The organism is Chryseobacterium culicis, from assembly GCF_002979755.1.
Classification (GTDB): domain Bacteria; phylum Bacteroidota; class Bacteroidia; order Flavobacteriales; family Weeksellaceae; genus Chryseobacterium; species Chryseobacterium culicis_A.
On the sequence record NZ_PCPP01000005.1, the window covers coordinates 184,461 to 200,144 of the forward strand.

Annotated in this window: 20 protein-coding genes; 9 read left to right on the top strand and 11 right to left on the bottom strand. The window is 35.9% G+C overall.

The features are described from left to right. Positions 1–36 precede the first annotated feature (36 nt). The 5 genes from CQ022_RS20555 to CQ022_RS20575 all read right to left on the bottom strand — a co-directional run bounded on the left by CQ022_RS20555 (position 37) and on the right by CQ022_RS20575 (position 4,304). Positions 37–549 (bottom strand): NUDIX hydrolase, encoded by a 513-nt coding sequence (locus CQ022_RS20555; RefSeq protein ID WP_105684152.1) that lies wholly within the window; start codon positions 547–549, stop codon positions 37–39. Continuing rightward, complete coding sequence (xerD, locus tag CQ022_RS20560; RefSeq protein WP_105684153.1) at positions 546–1,460, bottom strand: site-specific tyrosine recombinase XerD; 915 nt, start codon at positions 1,458–1,460, stop codon at positions 546–548. Before xerD ends, CQ022_RS20555 begins: the two co-directional genes overlap by 4 nt. Positions 1,461–1,466: 6 nt before the next feature. Continuing rightward, the gene (locus tag CQ022_RS20565) at positions 1,467–1,889 is read right to left on the bottom strand and encodes a deoxycytidylate deaminase (RefSeq protein ID WP_034692520.1); all 423 of its coding nucleotides are present in this window, start codon (positions 1,887–1,889) and stop codon (positions 1,467–1,469) included. Between the two features lie 54 nt (positions 1,890–1,943). Next, entirely contained in the window at positions 1,944–2,711 is a 768-nt protein-coding gene (locus CQ022_RS20570; protein WP_105684154.1) for an enoyl-CoA hydratase-related protein, read from the bottom strand. A gap of 105 nt (positions 2,712–2,816) precedes the next feature. Then, on the bottom strand, positions 2,817–4,304 hold the full coding sequence (locus CQ022_RS20575) for a catalase (RefSeq protein WP_105684222.1): 1,488 nt from the start codon (positions 4,302–4,304) through the stop codon (positions 2,817–2,819). 133 nt (positions 4,305–4,437) lie between these two features. Between CQ022_RS20575 and CQ022_RS20580 the strand changes: the two genes are divergently transcribed. The 9 genes from CQ022_RS20580 to CQ022_RS20620 all read left to right on the top strand — a co-directional run bounded on the left by CQ022_RS20580 (position 4,438) and on the right by CQ022_RS20620 (position 12,155). Next, positions 4,438–5,388, top strand: a complete 951-nt coding sequence (locus CQ022_RS20580; protein ID WP_047428937.1) for a LysR substrate-binding domain-containing protein — start codon at positions 4,438–4,440, stop codon at positions 5,386–5,388. Between the two features lie 238 nt (positions 5,389–5,626). Then, positions 5,627–6,907 carry a methionine adenosyltransferase gene (gene metK / locus CQ022_RS20585; protein WP_105684155.1) on the top strand — a complete coding sequence of 427 codons (1,281 nt, stop codon included), beginning with the start codon at positions 5,627–5,629 and terminating at the stop codon, positions 6,905–6,907. 85 nt (positions 6,908–6,992) lie between these two features. Beyond that, positions 6,993–7,484 carry a hypothetical protein gene (locus CQ022_RS20590; protein ID WP_105684156.1) on the top strand — a complete coding sequence of 164 codons (492 nt, stop codon included), beginning with the start codon at positions 6,993–6,995 and terminating at the stop codon, positions 7,482–7,484. Positions 7,485–7,679: 195 nt separating this feature from the next. Further along, complete coding sequence (locus CQ022_RS20595) at positions 7,680–8,270, top strand: RNA polymerase sigma factor (protein ID WP_105684157.1); 591 nt, start codon at positions 7,680–7,682, stop codon at positions 8,268–8,270. Positions 8,271–8,472: 202 nt separating this feature from the next. Further along, the gene (locus tag CQ022_RS20600) at positions 8,473–9,168 is read left to right on the top strand and encodes a YjjG family noncanonical pyrimidine nucleotidase (protein WP_105684158.1); all 696 of its coding nucleotides are present in this window, start codon (positions 8,473–8,475) and stop codon (positions 9,166–9,168) included. 200 nt (positions 9,169–9,368) lie between these two features. Then, a complete protein-coding gene (locus CQ022_RS20605) occupies positions 9,369–9,818 on the top strand; it encodes a PepSY-like domain-containing protein (RefSeq protein ID WP_105684159.1) in 450 nt (149 codons plus the stop codon). A 35-nt stretch (positions 9,819–9,853) separates the two neighbouring features. Next, the gene (locus CQ022_RS23365) at positions 9,854–10,054 is read left to right on the top strand and encodes a PepSY-like domain-containing protein (protein ID WP_105684160.1); all 201 of its coding nucleotides are present in this window, start codon (positions 9,854–9,856) and stop codon (positions 10,052–10,054) included. Between the two features lie 134 nt (positions 10,055–10,188). Continuing rightward, on the top strand, positions 10,189–10,860 hold the full coding sequence (locus CQ022_RS20615; protein ID WP_105684161.1) for a response regulator transcription factor: 672 nt from the start codon (positions 10,189–10,191) through the stop codon (positions 10,858–10,860). Next, complete coding sequence (locus CQ022_RS20620; protein ID WP_105684162.1) at positions 10,860–12,155, top strand: sensor histidine kinase; 1,296 nt, start codon at positions 10,860–10,862, stop codon at positions 12,153–12,155. Before CQ022_RS20615 ends, CQ022_RS20620 begins: the two co-directional genes overlap by 1 nt. 46 nt (positions 12,156–12,201) lie before the next feature. On the opposite strand, the gene trpS is transcribed toward CQ022_RS20620, so the two are convergent. The 6 genes from trpS to CQ022_RS20650 form a co-directional block, all read right to left on the bottom strand. Further along, entirely contained in the window at positions 12,202–13,170 is a 969-nt protein-coding gene (gene trpS, locus CQ022_RS20625; RefSeq protein ID WP_105684163.1) for a tryptophan--tRNA ligase, read from the bottom strand. Between the two features lie 242 nt (positions 13,171–13,412). Next, positions 13,413–14,057: a vancomycin high temperature exclusion protein gene (locus CQ022_RS20630; protein ID WP_105684164.1), complete on the bottom strand. Its 645-nt coding sequence runs from the start codon at positions 14,055–14,057 to the stop codon at positions 13,413–13,415. Between the two features lie 14 nt (positions 14,058–14,071). Next, positions 14,072–14,710, bottom strand: coding sequence for a lipoprotein signal peptidase (locus CQ022_RS20635; RefSeq protein ID WP_105684165.1), 639 nt, complete (start codon positions 14,708–14,710; stop codon positions 14,072–14,074). Further along, positions 14,710–14,907 carry a DUF2683 family protein gene (locus CQ022_RS20640; protein ID WP_105684166.1) on the bottom strand — a complete coding sequence of 66 codons (198 nt, stop codon included), beginning with the start codon at positions 14,905–14,907 and terminating at the stop codon, positions 14,710–14,712. The genes CQ022_RS20635 and CQ022_RS20640 overlap by 1 nt, the downstream gene beginning before the upstream one ends. A 17-nt stretch (positions 14,908–14,924) precedes the next feature. Next, on the bottom strand, positions 14,925–15,170 hold the full coding sequence (locus CQ022_RS20645; RefSeq protein ID WP_105684167.1) for a DUF6576 domain-containing protein: 246 nt from the start codon (positions 15,168–15,170) through the stop codon (positions 14,925–14,927). 80 nt (positions 15,171–15,250) lie between these two features. Continuing rightward, positions 15,251–15,631 (bottom strand): TraR/DksA family transcriptional regulator, encoded by a 381-nt coding sequence (locus CQ022_RS20650; RefSeq protein ID WP_002983772.1) that lies wholly within the window; start codon positions 15,629–15,631, stop codon positions 15,251–15,253. Positions 15,632–15,684: the final 53 nt, after the last annotated feature.

Consider the following 15,684-nt stretch of genomic DNA (forward strand, 5'->3'; position numbering starts at 1 on the left):
AATTTGCAAAATCTGCGAGAGAATATATTACAAAAATTATTTCTTTAAATAACTCTCGAAAAATCTCTTCTGGGAATCAAAAGCAATGTCCTCTAAGTTTAACTCCTGTAAAGGAATCCAGACTGCTTCTGAAATCTCAGAGAGCTCAAGATTTACCTCAAACTTTTCCGAAACATTATACTCATAAAATAGATCAATCGTATTATAATCAATCTCTTTGTATTGATAGATGTTGGGAAGGCTGGTAAGGTATTTCAGGTTAGAAATATCAATATCAAGCTGAAGTTCTTCAAAAAGTTCTCTTTTACAGGTTTCCTCTGCACTTTCTTTTGGGTCGACAAATCCTCCGGCAAGATCGAGTTTTCCTTTTTTGGGATCTCTGTTTCTTCGGGTAAGATAAATTTCGTCTCCACATCTGATGACAACTGCTACTGCACCTGCCACATTATTATACAAAGTAAAACCGCATTCCGGACAGCTCCATTTCTTTTCACCATCCCAGTGTAAGGACTCTTTGCCACAGCTTGGACAATATTTCAATAGTTTCATTGAGCAATATTAATATTTCTCGGGTGATAACTCAAAATAACATCCCTTAATTCTTCAGTTTTCAGGTGCGTATAGATCTCCGTTGTTGTAATACTGGAATGTCCCAGCATTTCCTGAATATAACGTAAATCTGCCCCATTCTGTAATAAATGGGTGGCAAACGAATGTCTGAAGGTGTGTGGAGATATTTTTTTGTTGACCCCGGCTTTATCTGTAAGTTCTTTAATAATAAGGAATACAATCACTCTGGACATAGAAGTCCCACGGCTGTTTAAAAACAGAGTGTCTTCATATTTCTTATTAATTTTACCTTTAGAACGTACCTCTTTGATATAACTTTCCAGCAAATCTGCAGTATAGTCAGCTAAAGGAACAAAACGGGTTTTATTTCCTTTTCCGTGTACCTTGATGTACTGCTCTTTGAAGTTGATATTGGAGATCTTCAGATCAATCAGTTCGGAAACCCGAAGTCCGCAGCCATATAGTACCTCTATGATGCAGTGGTTTCTTTTTCCGAGATCTGTATTGACCTCAATAGCAGCAATAATTTTGTTGATATCAGGCAAGCTTAAAGTATCTGGTAGATATAATCCCAATTTAGGGCCTTCAAGTAACGCCGCAGGATTGTCTTCACGATATTCATCCTCCAGCAGAAATTTAAAGAAAGCTTTAATGGAAGATATCCATCTTGCTTGTGATCTCTCACTGAATTTCTGTTTGGAAAGATTGAAAATGTATTCCTGCAGGTTTTCGTAACCGATGGAGTCTGGACCGACGTTTTCCAGATCCTCTTCTGCGTAATCTTTTAATTTCTTAATGTCCCGAACGTAGGCGTCGAGTGTGTTTTCTGAAAAATTTCTTTCGAAACGAAGAAATATTTCAAAATCTTTGATCTTTTCATCCCAAGTCATTTGTGCTTATTTTTTTAGTTCACAGTCCGATATTTGTTCTATTTCAATATTATGGTTTCTCAGGAACGATATTCCATCGTCATCCGAATACTCATTAATGTACACCAGCCTCGTAATTCCTGCCTGCAAAATCAGCTTGCTGCATTCTTTACAGGGAGACAGCGTCAGATATAACGTTGCCCCTTTTGCAGATTGAGTGGAAGCTGCTAGTTTTAATATAGCGTTGGCTTCCGCATGCAATACGTACCAGTGTGTTTTCCCTTCTCCATCTTCACAGCAGTTTTCGAATCCCGAAGGAGTCCCGTTGTAACCATCTGAAATAATCATCCTATCTTTTACGATAAGAGCTCCCACCTGTTTTCTCTTACAGTAGGAGAGTTTTGCCCATTCCTGAGCCATTTTTAGATAAGCTTTATCAAACTTATTCATACCGCAGCATTGTTTTTTTTCGAAATAATTTGGATTAAAATCTTTTAGAAAGATTTAGAAGTTAGGTTTTCTCTTCTCTAGAAACGCAGTAACTCCTTCTTTCTTATCTTCCATGTCAAAAAGTTCGCCGAAATATTTGATTTCAGCTTCAAAACCTTTCTCCGTGTCAGATAAATTCACGGCATTTATAGCCTTGGAGATTGCCATTGGTGAATTGTAGGCAATCGTGTTTGCTAATTCTTTCGTTTTGGTTAATAATTCTTCAATAGGATATACTTCATTAACCAGTCCGATCTCTTTTGCTTTTTGAGCAAGGATCATTTTGGCAGAGAAGATCATTTCATTGGCAATACCTTTTCCTACAAGCTTTGGAAGCCTTTGCGTTCCTCCATATCCTGGAATCAGTCCAAGAGTTACTTCAGGAAGCCCTAATCTGGCGTTTTCCGATGCATATCTGATGTGGCATGCCATGGCAAGCTCTAAACCTCCTCCCAATGCAAAACCGTTTACGGCTGCAATGACAGGTTTAGACATGTTTTCAATTTTGTTGAACAATGTGTTTTGTCCGTTTCTTGCAAGTTCTTCAGCTTTTTCCTGTCCGAAATCACTGAATTCCTTGATGTCAGCTCCCGCTACAAAAGATTTCTCTCCACTACCTGTAAGGATAATTACCCTACAAGAAGTATCAGCATTAAGCTCATCCAGTGCAGTACTGATTTCCTGAATGGTTTTTGCGTTTAAAGCATTTAAACTTTCAGGTCTGTTTATGGTAATGATAGATAATTTATCTTCTTTTTTTAATAATATGTTCTCGTAACTCATTTTTCCACTTTAAAATATCATCCTTTGCAAATTATGAATTTTTTACAAAAAAAAGGAAAAAATATTATTTTTTTTTCCTTTTTTTTAATTTATCATTCCAAATAATTATTTGGAATGATTCATCATATTTGCATCAATATTGACATTTAGCTGAGAAGCCACTTTCATGCCAAGTTCAATATTAGCACGGAAAAAGTGACACAGCTGTCGATTGATAATTTCATCTTTTTTCGGTCCGGTTATACCATTCATGCTGCCTACGATATTTTTGATCAAATGATCTCTGTCTTCTGCATTCATTGCTTTTGAATATAAAAGCCCCGGTTGAGTATAATGATCACTGTCGTTCTCATTCCTGTTGTAGCTGGCAACATGTGCACTGTCTAGCTCATATTCATAGTTTTTATAAGAGGTATCTGCTTTGATGTCATCGAAGCTGTTGGGATGATAATTGGGCTTATCCTGATAATGGCTTGAATCGGCCATATAGCCGTCTCTCTGATAGTTGTTAACTTCAAAAGGACATCTGTTCACTTCCAGTTGATGAGAGTTTACACCTACTCTGTAGCGGTGTGCATCAGGATAAGAGAATAATCTTCCCTGAAGCATTTTGTCAGGTGAGAAGCTAATTCCGTTAATCAGGTTGCTGGGTGAAAAAGTAGACTGTTCCACATGCGCAAAATAATTAACAGGTACTTCGTTCAGTTCCATTTCTCCTACTTCGATCAAAGGGAAGTCATCATGGAACCATACTTTGGTTACATCAAAAGGATTCCATCTGAAATCTTTTGCCTGTTCTTCGGTCATTACCTGTATAAATAAGGTCCATTTCGGGAAATCTCCATTTTCAATAGCGTTGCAAAGATCTTCCTGCGCGAAGTCCGGGTTTTCACCAGCCATTTTTACGGCTTCTTCATCCGTGAAGTTTTTTACACCTTGTTTTGTTTTAAAATGGAATTTCACCCATACTCTTTCATTTTTATCGTTGATCATGGAGAAAGTATGAGATCCGAAACCGTGCATATGCCTGTAGCCGTGCGGAGTTCCTCTGTCTGACATTAATATAAGAACCTGATGAAGAGATTCAGGATTTAAACTCCAAAAATCCCACATCATGGTGGCACTTTTTAAATTGGTTTTGGGTACTCTTTTCTGAGTATGGATAAAGTCCGGGAATTTTTTTGCATCCTTAATAAAGAATACCGGTGTATTATTTCCTACAAGATCCCAGTTTCCGTCTTCAGTATAAAATTTTAAAGCAAAGCCTCTTGGGTCTCTTGCCGTATCTGCGCTTCCTTTTTCGCCTCCTACCGTGGAGAATCTTGCAAACATTCTGCACGAATTTCCTACTTCTGAAAACAGTTTTGCTTTTGTGTACTGGCTGATGTCATGCGTTACGGTAAAAGTTCCGTAAGCGCCGCTTCCTTTGGCATGCACAATTCTTTCAGGAATCCTTTCCCTAACGAAATGCGCAAGATTTTCCTGAAGAATAAAGTCTTGCAGCAATACCGGGCCTCTTGGTCCTACCGTCTGTGAATCCTGATGTTCAAAATAAGGTGCGCCGTTACTTAACGTTAATTTTTTAGAATCCATATCATTAATGATTTGTATAAATGTTTTTCTTTTTCTAAATCCAAGTGTAAAGGTAATGAATATCAAATTTACTTGAATTTTTAATTGCTAATAGCAAAAACGTTATATCTTTGTAATAGATAATATTAATCAAATGAACATTCAGCAACTGGAGTATCTTATCGCTGTTGATAAGTATAAACATTTTGGTAAAGCCGCTCAGGCGTGTTTTATTACCCAACCTACGTTAAGTGCCATGATACAGAAATTTGAGGATGAACTGGATGTAAAGGTGTTCGACAGGACTACCCATCCGATTCGTACCACGGATGTAGGTCTTCAGATTATTGATCAGGCAAAGGTAATTATCGAATCTGTCAATGAGCTGAAAAACAAAGCTAACCTTTTGAATAATATTTTAGGAGGAACTATTAACCTGGGGATTATTCCTACGGTATCTTCTTTCATTCTGCCAACGGAAATCTTTAAATTCCTTGAAGATAACCCGAAGATCCAGATGAATGTAAAAGAAATGACCACTGATAATATTATTAAAGCTTTGAAAGCTGGTGAACTGGATGCGGGAATTATCTCAACACCTTATGACACTGCTGACGAGTTTTATCAGGATTTCTTATTCAATGAAGAATTGATGATTTACAGCTCCAATACGGAAGCCAACAAAAAGAATTCTTACATCATTCCGGAAGATCTGAATGTAGAGAAAGTATGGTTGCTTGAAGAAGGAAACTGTTTGAGAAACCAGTTTGAAAATATCTGTCACCTGAAAGAAAATACGTTGAAACCTAAAAATTTAGACTTCCTGGCTTCCAATATCCAGACATTGGTGCACATGGTGGATAAAGTAGGAGGAATCAGTATTCTGCCGGAATTGGCATTGAGCCAGCTTTCAGAAGAGCAGAAGAAAAATGTTTTCAGATTCAAAAAACCTTTCCCTTACCGAGAAATTAGTATTATTTACTATAAACCAACCTTTAAGCAAAAAATTATTGATGAATTATCACATTCTATCAAAACTTCTTTAGAACTTAAGCTGAATTACCACGAAAGTCCGAAAGAATTTGTAAGCATTAAGCCTCAGTAATGGAAATGCTTTAAAGTGATAGAAATCATCAATTTAAATAAAATTATAATTAATAAACAAAAGTTTTGAGTATTACGAAAATAGTGCTTAAATTTGCTGACGTTTATTACGAGGAAAAATTTGACCTGATTGCAACCTCTATAAAAATATGCTAAAACAGTATTCTTTTTTCTGGGCAATTTTATTTCATATTTTTCTTCAACACTATTTTTTAAATCTTTAAAAACAAAAGAATTATATGTCTTATTTATTTACATCTGAATCAGTTTCAGAAGGACATCCGGATAAAATCGCCGATCAGATTTCCGATGCATTAATCGACCATTTCTTAGCCTATGATAAAGATTCAAAAGTAGCATGTGAAACTCTTGTAACGACCGGACAGGTGGTATTGGCAGGAGAAGTAAAATCAGATGCTTACCTTGATGTACAGACCATTGCCAGAGAAGTAATCAACGGAATCGGATATACAAAAGGAGAATATATGTTTAATGGAGATTCTTGTGGAGTGATCTCTGCAATCCATGAACAGTCACCTGATATCAATCAGGGAGTTGACAGAGCCGTAAATGATGAGTCTTTTGAGGCTAAAGCAAATGCACAGGGAGCTGGAGACCAGGGAATGATGTTCGGGTATGCTACTAATGAAACGGCAAACTATATGCCTCTTGCATTAGATCTTGCTCACACAATCCTTAAAGAACTTTCTGCCATCAGAAGAGAAAATAAGGAAATCACTTACCTTCGTCCTGATGCGAAAAGCCAGGTAACTATTGAGTATTCTGATGATCACAAACCTATCAGAATTGATTCTATCGTAGTTTCTACTCAGCACGATGACTTTGGAGCAGAAGAAGAAATGTTGAACAAGATCCGTGAGGATATCAAAAATATTCTGGTTCCAAGAGTGGTTGCACAGCAAACAGAAGAAATCAAAGCTTTGTTCAATGATCAGATCAAATATCACATCAATCCTACAGGTAAATTCGTAATCGGAGGACCTCACGGAGATACTGGTCTTACAGGGAGAAAAATCATCGTTGATACCTACGGTGGTAAAGGAGCTCACGGAGGTGGTGCTTTCTCAGGAAAAGACCCTTCTAAAGTAGATAGAAGTGCTGCTTATGCAACAAGACATATTGCTAAAAACTTAGTGGCTGCAGGAGTGGCTGATGAAGTTTTAGTACAGGTTTCTTATGCAATTGGGGTAGCTGAACCTTGTGGTTTATATATCAACACTTATGGAACGGCAAAAGTAGATCTTCATGATGGAGACATTGCGAAAAAAGTTTCTGCTATTTTCGATTTAAGACCTTATGCTATTGAGCAGAACTTAAAATTAAGAAATCCTATTTATCAGGAAACAGCGTCTTACGGACATATGGGTAAAGAGCATTATGTGGCTGATAAAACATTCAACAAAGGACAGAAAAACGAGATTACCTTAAAAGATCTTGAGTTCTTTACTTGGGAAAAGCTTGACAAAGTAGAGGAAATTAAAACCGCTTTTGGAATTTAATTTCTCTTTAAAGAATAATAAATGAACTGCTTTATCTTTGGATAAGGCAGTTTTTTTTAATTTTACACCTTAATAATATAGAAAGATGATGAATTTTCGAACTGTAGTTGCTGTCCTGTCCCTGTTTTTACTGAGTACATTGGTAAAAGCTCAATATACTATGCACAAAATGATCAGTGTGGGATATACTTACCAGAACCAGAGTTTTGGTGAAGTAGGTGGTAAATTGCTTTTCCTTAAAAATGATGATGTGATTTACAGATTGGGAGGATCTGCAATGATGGGATCTGTAGATTCAAAATTTGCTATTATGCCGAAACTGCAGGCTGATGTCCTTCTTAATTTTGAAAAGAATGTGGATTTCTACCACTCTTATTACTTTTTAGCCGGAGTAGAAGGAACGAATAAATATATTGCCCCTAAAATAGGAGTTACCCTGTTTGGAATGCTGGATCTTACAGGAGGCTATGCTTTTCCCATCGGAGATACCCGATTGAATGGGAAAGAAATGAAAGGACTAAATGTTAATTTTACATTAAATATCCCTACAGTCTTTATTCATGACATGTTTAAATGATTTTTTTTAGATTTTTCTCTATAAAATTTAATAATAGGTTAACAGTTATTAAAAAATTATTATATTTACATCATAATAATTGTACTACTGCCTATAGAAGAGACTCTACTCTAGAACTGTTTTGTTTATACAGCAAAGGCCAGAAGAAATATCTGGTAGAATGCCTGTCTGCAAATATTTATATTGAGAAGAGTTATGAAATCAAAATCGGATAGTTTACTAATTTCCCTTTACCAGAAAGGAGACGAGGGCGCATTATCAACCCTTATTCACCGACATCAGAGAGAACTTTTTACATTCATTTTTTACAAAATTAATGATGAAGATTTAGCCAACGATATCTTTCAGGATACTTTCATGAAGATTATTGTGATGCTGAAAGAAGGACGCTATAACGAAGAAGGTAAATTTATTCTTTGGGCAAAAAGAATTTCCCACAATTTAATCATCGATCATTTCAGGTCTAAAGCCAAGAATATCAAAGTTTCAGAAACTACTTTTGAAACTGATGAATATTCTATTTTTGATTTGATCAGAGAGCCTTCGGAAAATATTGAAGATCAGCTTGTAACGAATCAGATTCAGGAAGATCTTTTAAGGATGTTACAGTTTTTACCACAGAATCAACAAGAGGTAATCAAACTGAGATTTTTTGACGGCTTGAGTTTCAAAGAAATTGCAGACCATACTGAGATGAGTATTAATACAACATTGGGCAGAGTAAGATATGCACTCATAAACCTGAGAAAAATCATGGATGAAAACAACATAATATTAACCAGATAGATAATATTTAGTGAAATTTCACGTTTTAAGGAAAACATACTTCGCTTATGAAAAAAAATGACTCCTTAAAAGTGAAAACTTTGAAACCTAAGAAACAAACAATTGATTTTTTGCTGAATTTTTCTAAAAGCCTTGAAATTGTGAAAAGCAAGAGCAAAAATTATCCTATTACAAAAAATTAAAATTATTAACTTTGTGCTGTATGAAAATGCAGCATGTTTTTTTTGACCTGGATAATACACTCTGGGATCACCGCAGAAATGCCTATCTTACCATCAAAGACCTTTTTGAAAAACAGGAAATAACTTCGAAGTATCATATTGACTTTGAGGAGTTTCATTCTGTTTATCACGATATCAACGAAGAATTGTGGGAAAAGATCAGAGACGGGATTATTGGCAAAGAGTACTTGAGAGAACACCGTTTTTATGATTCATTTAAACATTTTGGAATAGATAATAAAGAGCTTGCCCTTTATTTTGAAGAAAACTTCCTTGATAATATTGTGAGTCATAATGAACTGGTAGAAGGAGCAGAAGATGTTTTGGAATATCTGAAAGCTAAGAATTATACATTACACATTATTTCCAACGGATTTCAGGAGGTGACAGAAAGAAAATGTACCCTATCCGGAATCGCTCCCTATTTTAAAACAATTACCAGTGCCGATGCTGTGGGAGTAAGAAAACCTAATCCAAGGATTTTTGAATACTCTCTGGGACTTTCCGAAGCCAGAAAAGAAGAAAGTATTCTGATCGGAGACGACTGGATTGCAGATGCCCTGGGAGCAACTGATTTTGGAATGGATGCCATCTTTTTCGATGTCTATAAAGAAGATAAGCAGAAAGAAGGATTAAAAGCCATTACCCATCTTCAGCAGATTAAAGAATATTTATAAAGTGTAAGATTTTACCATCTATAAATAAGCCATTAAGTTTTCTTAATGGCTTTTCTGTTTTTCAGTGAATTCTGGAGAGATGATCTGTGAATAAATTAAACTTTAAGCTGTTTATTTTTTTATTGAAATCTGTTTTCCCAATTCTTTCCCAATTTGATGATGAACTTTGCAACATAATAACAACAGAAAAATTTAATAGTATGAAAAATGTAAAGAAAATCACCGGAGTATTAATGATCCTATTTTTATTAATTGGAGGTTGGGTTTCTGCTCAGGACAGAGCAATCACTGCGAATCAGTTACCGAAAACAGCTAAAAACTTTCTAGCTTCCCATTTTAAAGGAATCCCTGTAAACTCAGCATTAGAAGACAGAGAAATCTATGGAGTAGACGAATACAAAGTATATCTGACCAATGGAATGAAAATAGAGTTCGACAGCAGTGGAAACTGGAAAGAAGTAGATGGTAAACACCAGAAGGTTCCGTATGGTTTCATCCCTGCATCAATCAGAAATTACAGCAGCAAAAATTTCCCTAATACTTACATCATTAAGATTGAGAAGAAAAGATGGTCTTATAAAGCAGAACTTTCCAATGGATTGGAGCTTGAATTTGACAGAAATGGGAATTTTAAAAAAATCGATGATTAACATTTAACCGAATACAAACACTAAATATTAATAGTATGGTCAACTGGAATTTAATAAACAGCAACGGAAGAAAGATTTCTTCTGCTCAGATTAGAAAAAATATAGTTTCATTTATGACAAGAAATTATCCTTGCAGCATCATTGATTCTATTGAACGAAAATATAGCGCTTATAAAATTCATCTGATGAATGGCTTGTGTCTCGTGTTTGATGCAGACGGGCGATTTGTTAAGTAAGAAAGCCGGAGGCAGGAAGAGGGAAGTGATGGCAGTGTAAAAAACTTCCCGCTTCCTGCTTTCATTCTTCCCGCTTTTAATTTCTTATATTTGATAGAAGTTAATCATACAGCAAAGCATATAGATCCGGAAATATGAAGATTTTAATTGTAGAAGATGAGCCCGCACTGAAAGATACAATACAGAAGTTTCTGGAAGCAGAACATTTCATTGTAGAATATGCGGAAAATTACAGCAGCGGACTGGAGAAAATTATTTCGTATGAATACGACTGTATTTTGCTGGATATTATGCTGCCTGACGGAAACGGTATAGATCTTCTTAAAGAGATCAAAAAAATGCACAAGAAAGATCCGGTAATCATTCTTTCAGCCAAAGATTCTGTAGATGATAAAGTGACCGGACTGGAAATAGGGGCTGATGATTATCTTGCCAAGCCTTTCCACCTTGCAGAGCTGATGGCGAGAATCAAATCTGTCATCAGAAGAAAAAATCAGGATGGTGAGAATATTATCCGCTATAAAAATATAAGTATTAATCCGGAGAACAGAACGGTGAAAGTGGGTGATGAAGAGCTTGTCCTTAACCGTAAAGAATATGATCTTTTGTATTATTTTGTCATCCATCCGGAAAAAACCTTACAGAAAACAACTTTGGCTGAAGCAATCTGGGGAGATTATATCGATCAGGCAGACAGTCTGGATTTTATTTATTCCCAGATTAAAAATCTTCGTAAAAAATTAAAAACCCTTCATGCAGAAGCCGATTTCCAGGCTGTGTATGGAATAGGATATAAATTTATCTGATGAAAACCTCATTAAAATATTACACCATAAAATACCTGATCATGATCCTGCTGTTGATTATCGCAGTATGGGCAGGGTTGTTTTATGCCTATATTCTGGATGAAGTGCATGATAATGTGGATGACGGGTTGAGGGATAGAAAGATTCAGATTATTAAAGCGGTGTATCTTAACCCTGAATTGTTGAAGAATAAGGAGTTTGGTTTTAATGAGTTTAAAATCAATCCGATTAAAGCCGAAGAGTATCAAAACAAAAGCAGGTTGTACAACAAGATGTACTACATGGAGTATGATGATAAAGACCAGCCTTACAGAGTGTTGGAAGCAGACTTTATCGATCAGTTCAAAGATCATAGACGGCTTGTCATAAGAACTTCAACCGTAGAAGAAGATGAGTTGATCTATGATCTTACAACAGCATTGATTGTGCTTTACATTCTTTTGGTTATAAGTATTGTAGCGGTTAATGGTTATCTGCTTAATAAAGCCATGAGACCTTTTTACCAGATTCTGGAGAAGCTTAAGAAATATCAGTTCGGAATTCCTTTTTCCCAGGAAAAACAGAATTACAAGATCACAGAATTTGAAGAATTAAATGTGGAAATCAATGAAATGATTGAGCGTAATGAACTTGTTTTTTATCAGCAGAAACAGTTTATTGAAAATGCTTCCCATGAACTTCAGACACCTTTGGCTATTGTGATTAATAAAATTGACCTTTTGATTCAGAATGATGATCTGGACAAAAAGAGTATGACCTTTCTTACTGAAGTTAAAAATGACCTGAGAAGAATGGTGGGGCTGAATAAATCTTTATTAATGCTTTCCAAAATTGAAAACAGCCAGTTTAATAGAACTTCAGATGTTGATTTTAACGGAATGGTTACCCAGCTCGTTCAGAATTATGAAGACTTTATTGCGTTTAAAAAAGTAGATGTCAATATTATTGAGAAAGGAAAATTTGTTGCAGACTTTAATCAGGATCTTGCGGATATTCTGTTGTCCAACCTTCTTAAGAATGCCGTTAAATATAACAATGAAGAAGGAACTTTAAATATTATTGTTGAAAATAACAGGATAACATTCCAAAACAGTGGAGTATCCATCCCTTTGGATAAATCCAGAATCTTTAACCGGTTTTATAAGCAGGGATCAGATCATACCTCTACCGGACTGGGGCTGTCTATCATCAAAACCATTATCAGACAATATCCGGGCTGGGATATTACTTATGAATTCGGGGATCAGATGCATTACTTTATCCTTACAAAGAATAATAACAACTTCAATCAATAGAAAAAGCCTTTCGTTTGAAAGGCTTTCTTATGTTGGTAACTCAGAATTAAAATCCTAAGCTTGTTCTTACTCTTTTAAGAGTTTCCAGAGCAATAGGTCTGGTTTTCTCCGCACCTTGCTGCAGTTTTGCTTCCAATTCATCAAGATTGCTCATATAATAAGCAAACGTTTCTCTTTCTTTGGCAAAACGTACCAGGATAAGATCCAGCAACTCTTTTTTAGCATGTCCGTATCCGAAGTTTCCGGCAAGATATTTTGCTCTTAATTCCTCAGTTTGTTCAGGCGTTGCAATCAATTCATAGATCTGGAAGGTTTTATCCGTTGCAGGATCTTTAGGCTCCTCCAGTGATTTAGAATCCGACTCAATGCTCATCACTTGTTTTTTCAGCTCTTTTTCAGGTAAGAAAATATTGATAATATTTCCCATTGATTTAGACATTTTACGTCCATCAGTTCCCGGAACATATTTCGTGTCCTGCTGAAGTTCGGCCTGTGGTAAAACAAGAACTTCACCCATTTGGTTGTTAAATCGGGAAGCTACATCTCTCGCAATTTCCAAATGCTGAAGCTGATCTTTTCCTACAGGAACAATCTCTGCATCATATAGCAAAATATCTGCAGCCATCAAAATTGGGTAAGTAAACAGACCTGCATTTACATCCTGCAGCCTGTCAGCCTTATCCTTAAATGAATGCGCCAATGTTAATCTTTGATAAGGAAAAAAACATGATAAATGCCAAGAAAGTTCACAGGTTTCAGCGATATCACTTTGTCTGTAGAAATATGTTTTTTCAGTATCTAATCCACAAGCAAGCCAAGCCGCAGCAATCTCGTAGGTATTTTGTCTTAAAGTCTGCGCATCTTTAATCTGTGTAAGCGTATGAAGATTCGCAATAAATAAAAATGATTCATTTCCTTCCTGCTTGGATAGTTCAATCGCAGGAATAATTGCCCCTAATAAATTTCCAAGATGGGGTGTTCCGGTGGCTTGAATGCCGGTAAGAATTCTTGACATTTGTTTAAAATTTATATTTAAAAATTAATGAATAGCAAATTTACGAGGTTTGACGGAATAAAGAAAGATAAAAGATAAAAGATAAAAGATCTTGTTATTAAAATTCAATAGGGGTGGGCTTTAGCCTAGCCAGCTTAAAATTCAAAATCCATCCATTGGCTTTAGCCAAAACCTATCAACCTTCAATAATCTATATGTCTTTACGCATCACCCGCGAAAATCTGTGCAATCTGTGGGAAATATTAAGGAATTACAATTTTTTCCCCGCCAAACTTCGGTTCCACTCCAAAAAGAAGATCCCAATATGCCTTGGCTTTCGCAAAATACTCTCTCAAATTGGTTTTTAAACCTGCATATTTATTTACATCAGCAGCATTATACCCAAAGGCTTCCATCCCATTTTTTCTGGCCAGAAAAACGGCTCTTTCATTGTGGAATTTCTGAGAAATAATAACCAGTTTCGTCTGGCTGAAAATATCTTTTGCTCTTACCACAGAATCCAGTGTTCTGAATCCGGCGTGGTCAAGAATGATTTTATCCTGTGGAACTCCGCTCTGCATTAATGCCAGCTGCATATCTTCAGGTTCATTATAATCTTTGGTGCTGTTGTCTCCACTGACGATAATGTACTGTATTTTTCCGCTTTTATATAAATCGCTTGCCGCCTTAATTCTGTTGTAGAAATAAGCATTTGGGGTTCCGTTGCTCAACAGCTTTCCGGTTCCCAATAAGAGTGCAGCTTTTGCTTCTGGTACATCAGCAATATTGTAGGAAACGAATGGTTCGCTGTCTTTTTTGATGCTGTAATTCGCCCAGGCAATAAAAATAATTCCTGCCACGAAAAGAAGCAGGAAAATTTTAAAAATATTTTTGATTATTTTTTTCATCCGAAATATATCGTTTAAAACTCCAGACCGTTCGGGAAAGCTTTCTTTCTGAATATGAGTAAGAATGCTGCCCCTACTGTAATGGCAGAATCTGCCACATTGAAAATATATTTGAAGAACTCAATATGTTTTCCACCAATTAAAGGCCAGCTTTCAGGAACATACCAGTCTACCAGTGGGAAGTGGAGCATATCAACCACACATCCTTTCATAAAAGTAGAGTATCCGTGTCCGAAAGGAGCAAGCTTAGAAATTCCTCCATATCCAATCCATCGGTCAATACTTTGGTCATATACTGTTCCGCTGTCGAAGATCATCCCATAGAACATTCCGTCAATAAGATTTCCGATGGCTCCAGCAAAGATAACAGCCATGGGAATCAAAAGATAGTTGGATGCTCCTTCTTTCAGCCATTTTTTAAACATATACACCATTCCCCCAATCAGGAAGATTCTTAGGATCACCAGAAAATACTTCCCAATGATGCCTCCGAAGTGAAATCCATAAGCCATTCCCGGGTTTTCCACAAAGGTTAGCTTAAAACCTGGCAGGACAGTAATGCTGTCATCCAGATTAAAATGGGTTTTGATATAAATTTTCGAAGCCTGGTCAATTAATAACACCAAAAATGTTATCGCTAAAATCTTTTTCATTACTGTCCTTTAGGTTTTGAAGGCTTTGCTGAAGCAGGCTTTACATTTTTGTTGTCGCTTGCTTTCTTTACCACTTTCTGTCCGTTATATGAACTTTTAACATGAGCTTTTTCAAATTTAATGTTCATTTCTTTAAGGACACCTTTCAGTGCACTAAGCTCCATTGCATTTTTTGGATGTACTATAATAGATTCCATTTCTTATTATTTAATTTTTACATTTTGGACAATTCATCAAGTCTTTTTCTATCTTTTTCAGACAGATCATTGACTCCGTTTTTGCCCATCTTACTCAAAAGTCTGTCGATCTCTTTCTCCCTTTCACGTTTATCAGAATTGAATTGATCATCAATCGTATAGTTTTTCTGCGGTTCAGGAAAGAATCTGTTTTTGATCCATTCTCTATTGAAAAATAGTACTGCTATAACGATAACAAATCCCAAAATTAATAATTCGCTCATGGGTATACATTAAAAATTAGGTTTATAAAGTATCCGTGAATACGATATAAACCCAATATTATTTTTTACAAACCTTACGGTTATTTTTGCATGTTTTTCGCTTCGATGCTCAGTGTAGCATGAGGAACGGCTAAAAGTCTTTCCTTAGGAATCAGTTTTCCTGTTACTCTACACACACCATACGTTTTATTTTCGATTCTGATCAAAGCATTTTTAAGGTCACGCACGAATTTTTCCTGTCTTCCTGCTAAAATAGAGTTTTGCTCTTTGCTCAGCGTTTCTGCTCCTTCTTCAAAAGCTTTGAAGGTAGGAGAGGTATCATCAGTTCCGTTATTCTGGTCATTGATGAAACTTTCTCTGATAAGCTGAAGATCTTTTTCTGCTTTTTCTATTTTTTCTTTAATGATCGCTTTAAATTCCTGTAAATCAGCATCGCTGTATCTAACTCTTTCGTCTGACATATTCTTTCTCTTTTTTAATAAAATTATGAAATGGAATTTGAAATATAATAACT

What these genes read in the sequence shown, in the direction of transcription:
- CQ022_RS20555 (WP_105684152.1), bottom strand. Translation starts at nt 549, where the DNA reads ATGAAACTATTGAAATATTGTCCAAGCTGTGGCAAAGAGTCCTTACAC.
- xerD (WP_105684153.1), bottom strand. Translation starts at nt 1,460, where the DNA reads ATGACTTGGGATGAAAAGATCAAAGATTTTGAAATATTTCTTCGTTTC.
- CQ022_RS20565 (WP_034692520.1), bottom strand. Translation starts at nt 1,889, where the DNA reads ATGAATAAGTTTGATAAAGCTTATCTAAAAATGGCTCAGGAATGGGCA.
- CQ022_RS20570 (WP_105684154.1), bottom strand. Translation starts at nt 2,711, where the DNA reads ATGAGTTACGAGAACATATTATTAAAAAAAGAAGATAAATTATCTATC.
- CQ022_RS20575 (WP_105684222.1), bottom strand. Translation starts at nt 4,304, where the DNA reads ATGGATTCTAAAAAATTAACGTTAAGTAACGGCGCACCTTATTTTGAA.
- CQ022_RS20580 (WP_047428937.1), top strand. Translation starts at nt 4,438, where the DNA reads ATGAACATTCAGCAACTGGAGTATCTTATCGCTGTTGATAAGTATAAA.
- metK (WP_105684155.1), top strand. Translation starts at nt 5,627, where the DNA reads ATGTCTTATTTATTTACATCTGAATCAGTTTCAGAAGGACATCCGGAT.
- CQ022_RS20590 (WP_105684156.1), top strand. Translation starts at nt 6,993, where the DNA reads ATGATGAATTTTCGAACTGTAGTTGCTGTCCTGTCCCTGTTTTTACTG.
- CQ022_RS20595 (WP_105684157.1), top strand. Translation starts at nt 7,680, where the DNA reads ATGAAATCAAAATCGGATAGTTTACTAATTTCCCTTTACCAGAAAGGA.
- CQ022_RS20600 (WP_105684158.1), top strand. Translation starts at nt 8,473, where the DNA reads ATGAAAATGCAGCATGTTTTTTTTGACCTGGATAATACACTCTGGGAT.
- CQ022_RS20605 (WP_105684159.1), top strand. Translation starts at nt 9,369, where the DNA reads ATGAAAAATGTAAAGAAAATCACCGGAGTATTAATGATCCTATTTTTA.
- CQ022_RS23365 (WP_105684160.1), top strand. Translation starts at nt 9,854, where the DNA reads ATGGTCAACTGGAATTTAATAAACAGCAACGGAAGAAAGATTTCTTCT.
- CQ022_RS20615 (WP_105684161.1), top strand. Translation starts at nt 10,189, where the DNA reads ATGAAGATTTTAATTGTAGAAGATGAGCCCGCACTGAAAGATACAATA.
- CQ022_RS20620 (WP_105684162.1), top strand. Translation starts at nt 10,860, where the DNA reads ATGAAAACCTCATTAAAATATTACACCATAAAATACCTGATCATGATC.
- trpS (WP_105684163.1), bottom strand. Translation starts at nt 13,170, where the DNA reads ATGTCAAGAATTCTTACCGGCATTCAAGCCACCGGAACACCCCATCTT.
- CQ022_RS20630 (WP_105684164.1), bottom strand. Translation starts at nt 14,057, where the DNA reads ATGAAAAAAATAATCAAAAATATTTTTAAAATTTTCCTGCTTCTTTTC.
- CQ022_RS20635 (WP_105684165.1), bottom strand. Translation starts at nt 14,710, where the DNA reads ATGAAAAAGATTTTAGCGATAACATTTTTGGTGTTATTAATTGACCAG.
- CQ022_RS20640 (WP_105684166.1), bottom strand. Translation starts at nt 14,907, where the DNA reads ATGGAATCTATTATAGTACATCCAAAAAATGCAATGGAGCTTAGTGCA.
- CQ022_RS20645 (WP_105684167.1), bottom strand. Translation starts at nt 15,170, where the DNA reads ATGAGCGAATTATTAATTTTGGGATTTGTTATCGTTATAGCAGTACTA.
- CQ022_RS20650 (WP_002983772.1), bottom strand. Translation starts at nt 15,631, where the DNA reads ATGTCAGACGAAAGAGTTAGATACAGCGATGCTGATTTACAGGAATTT.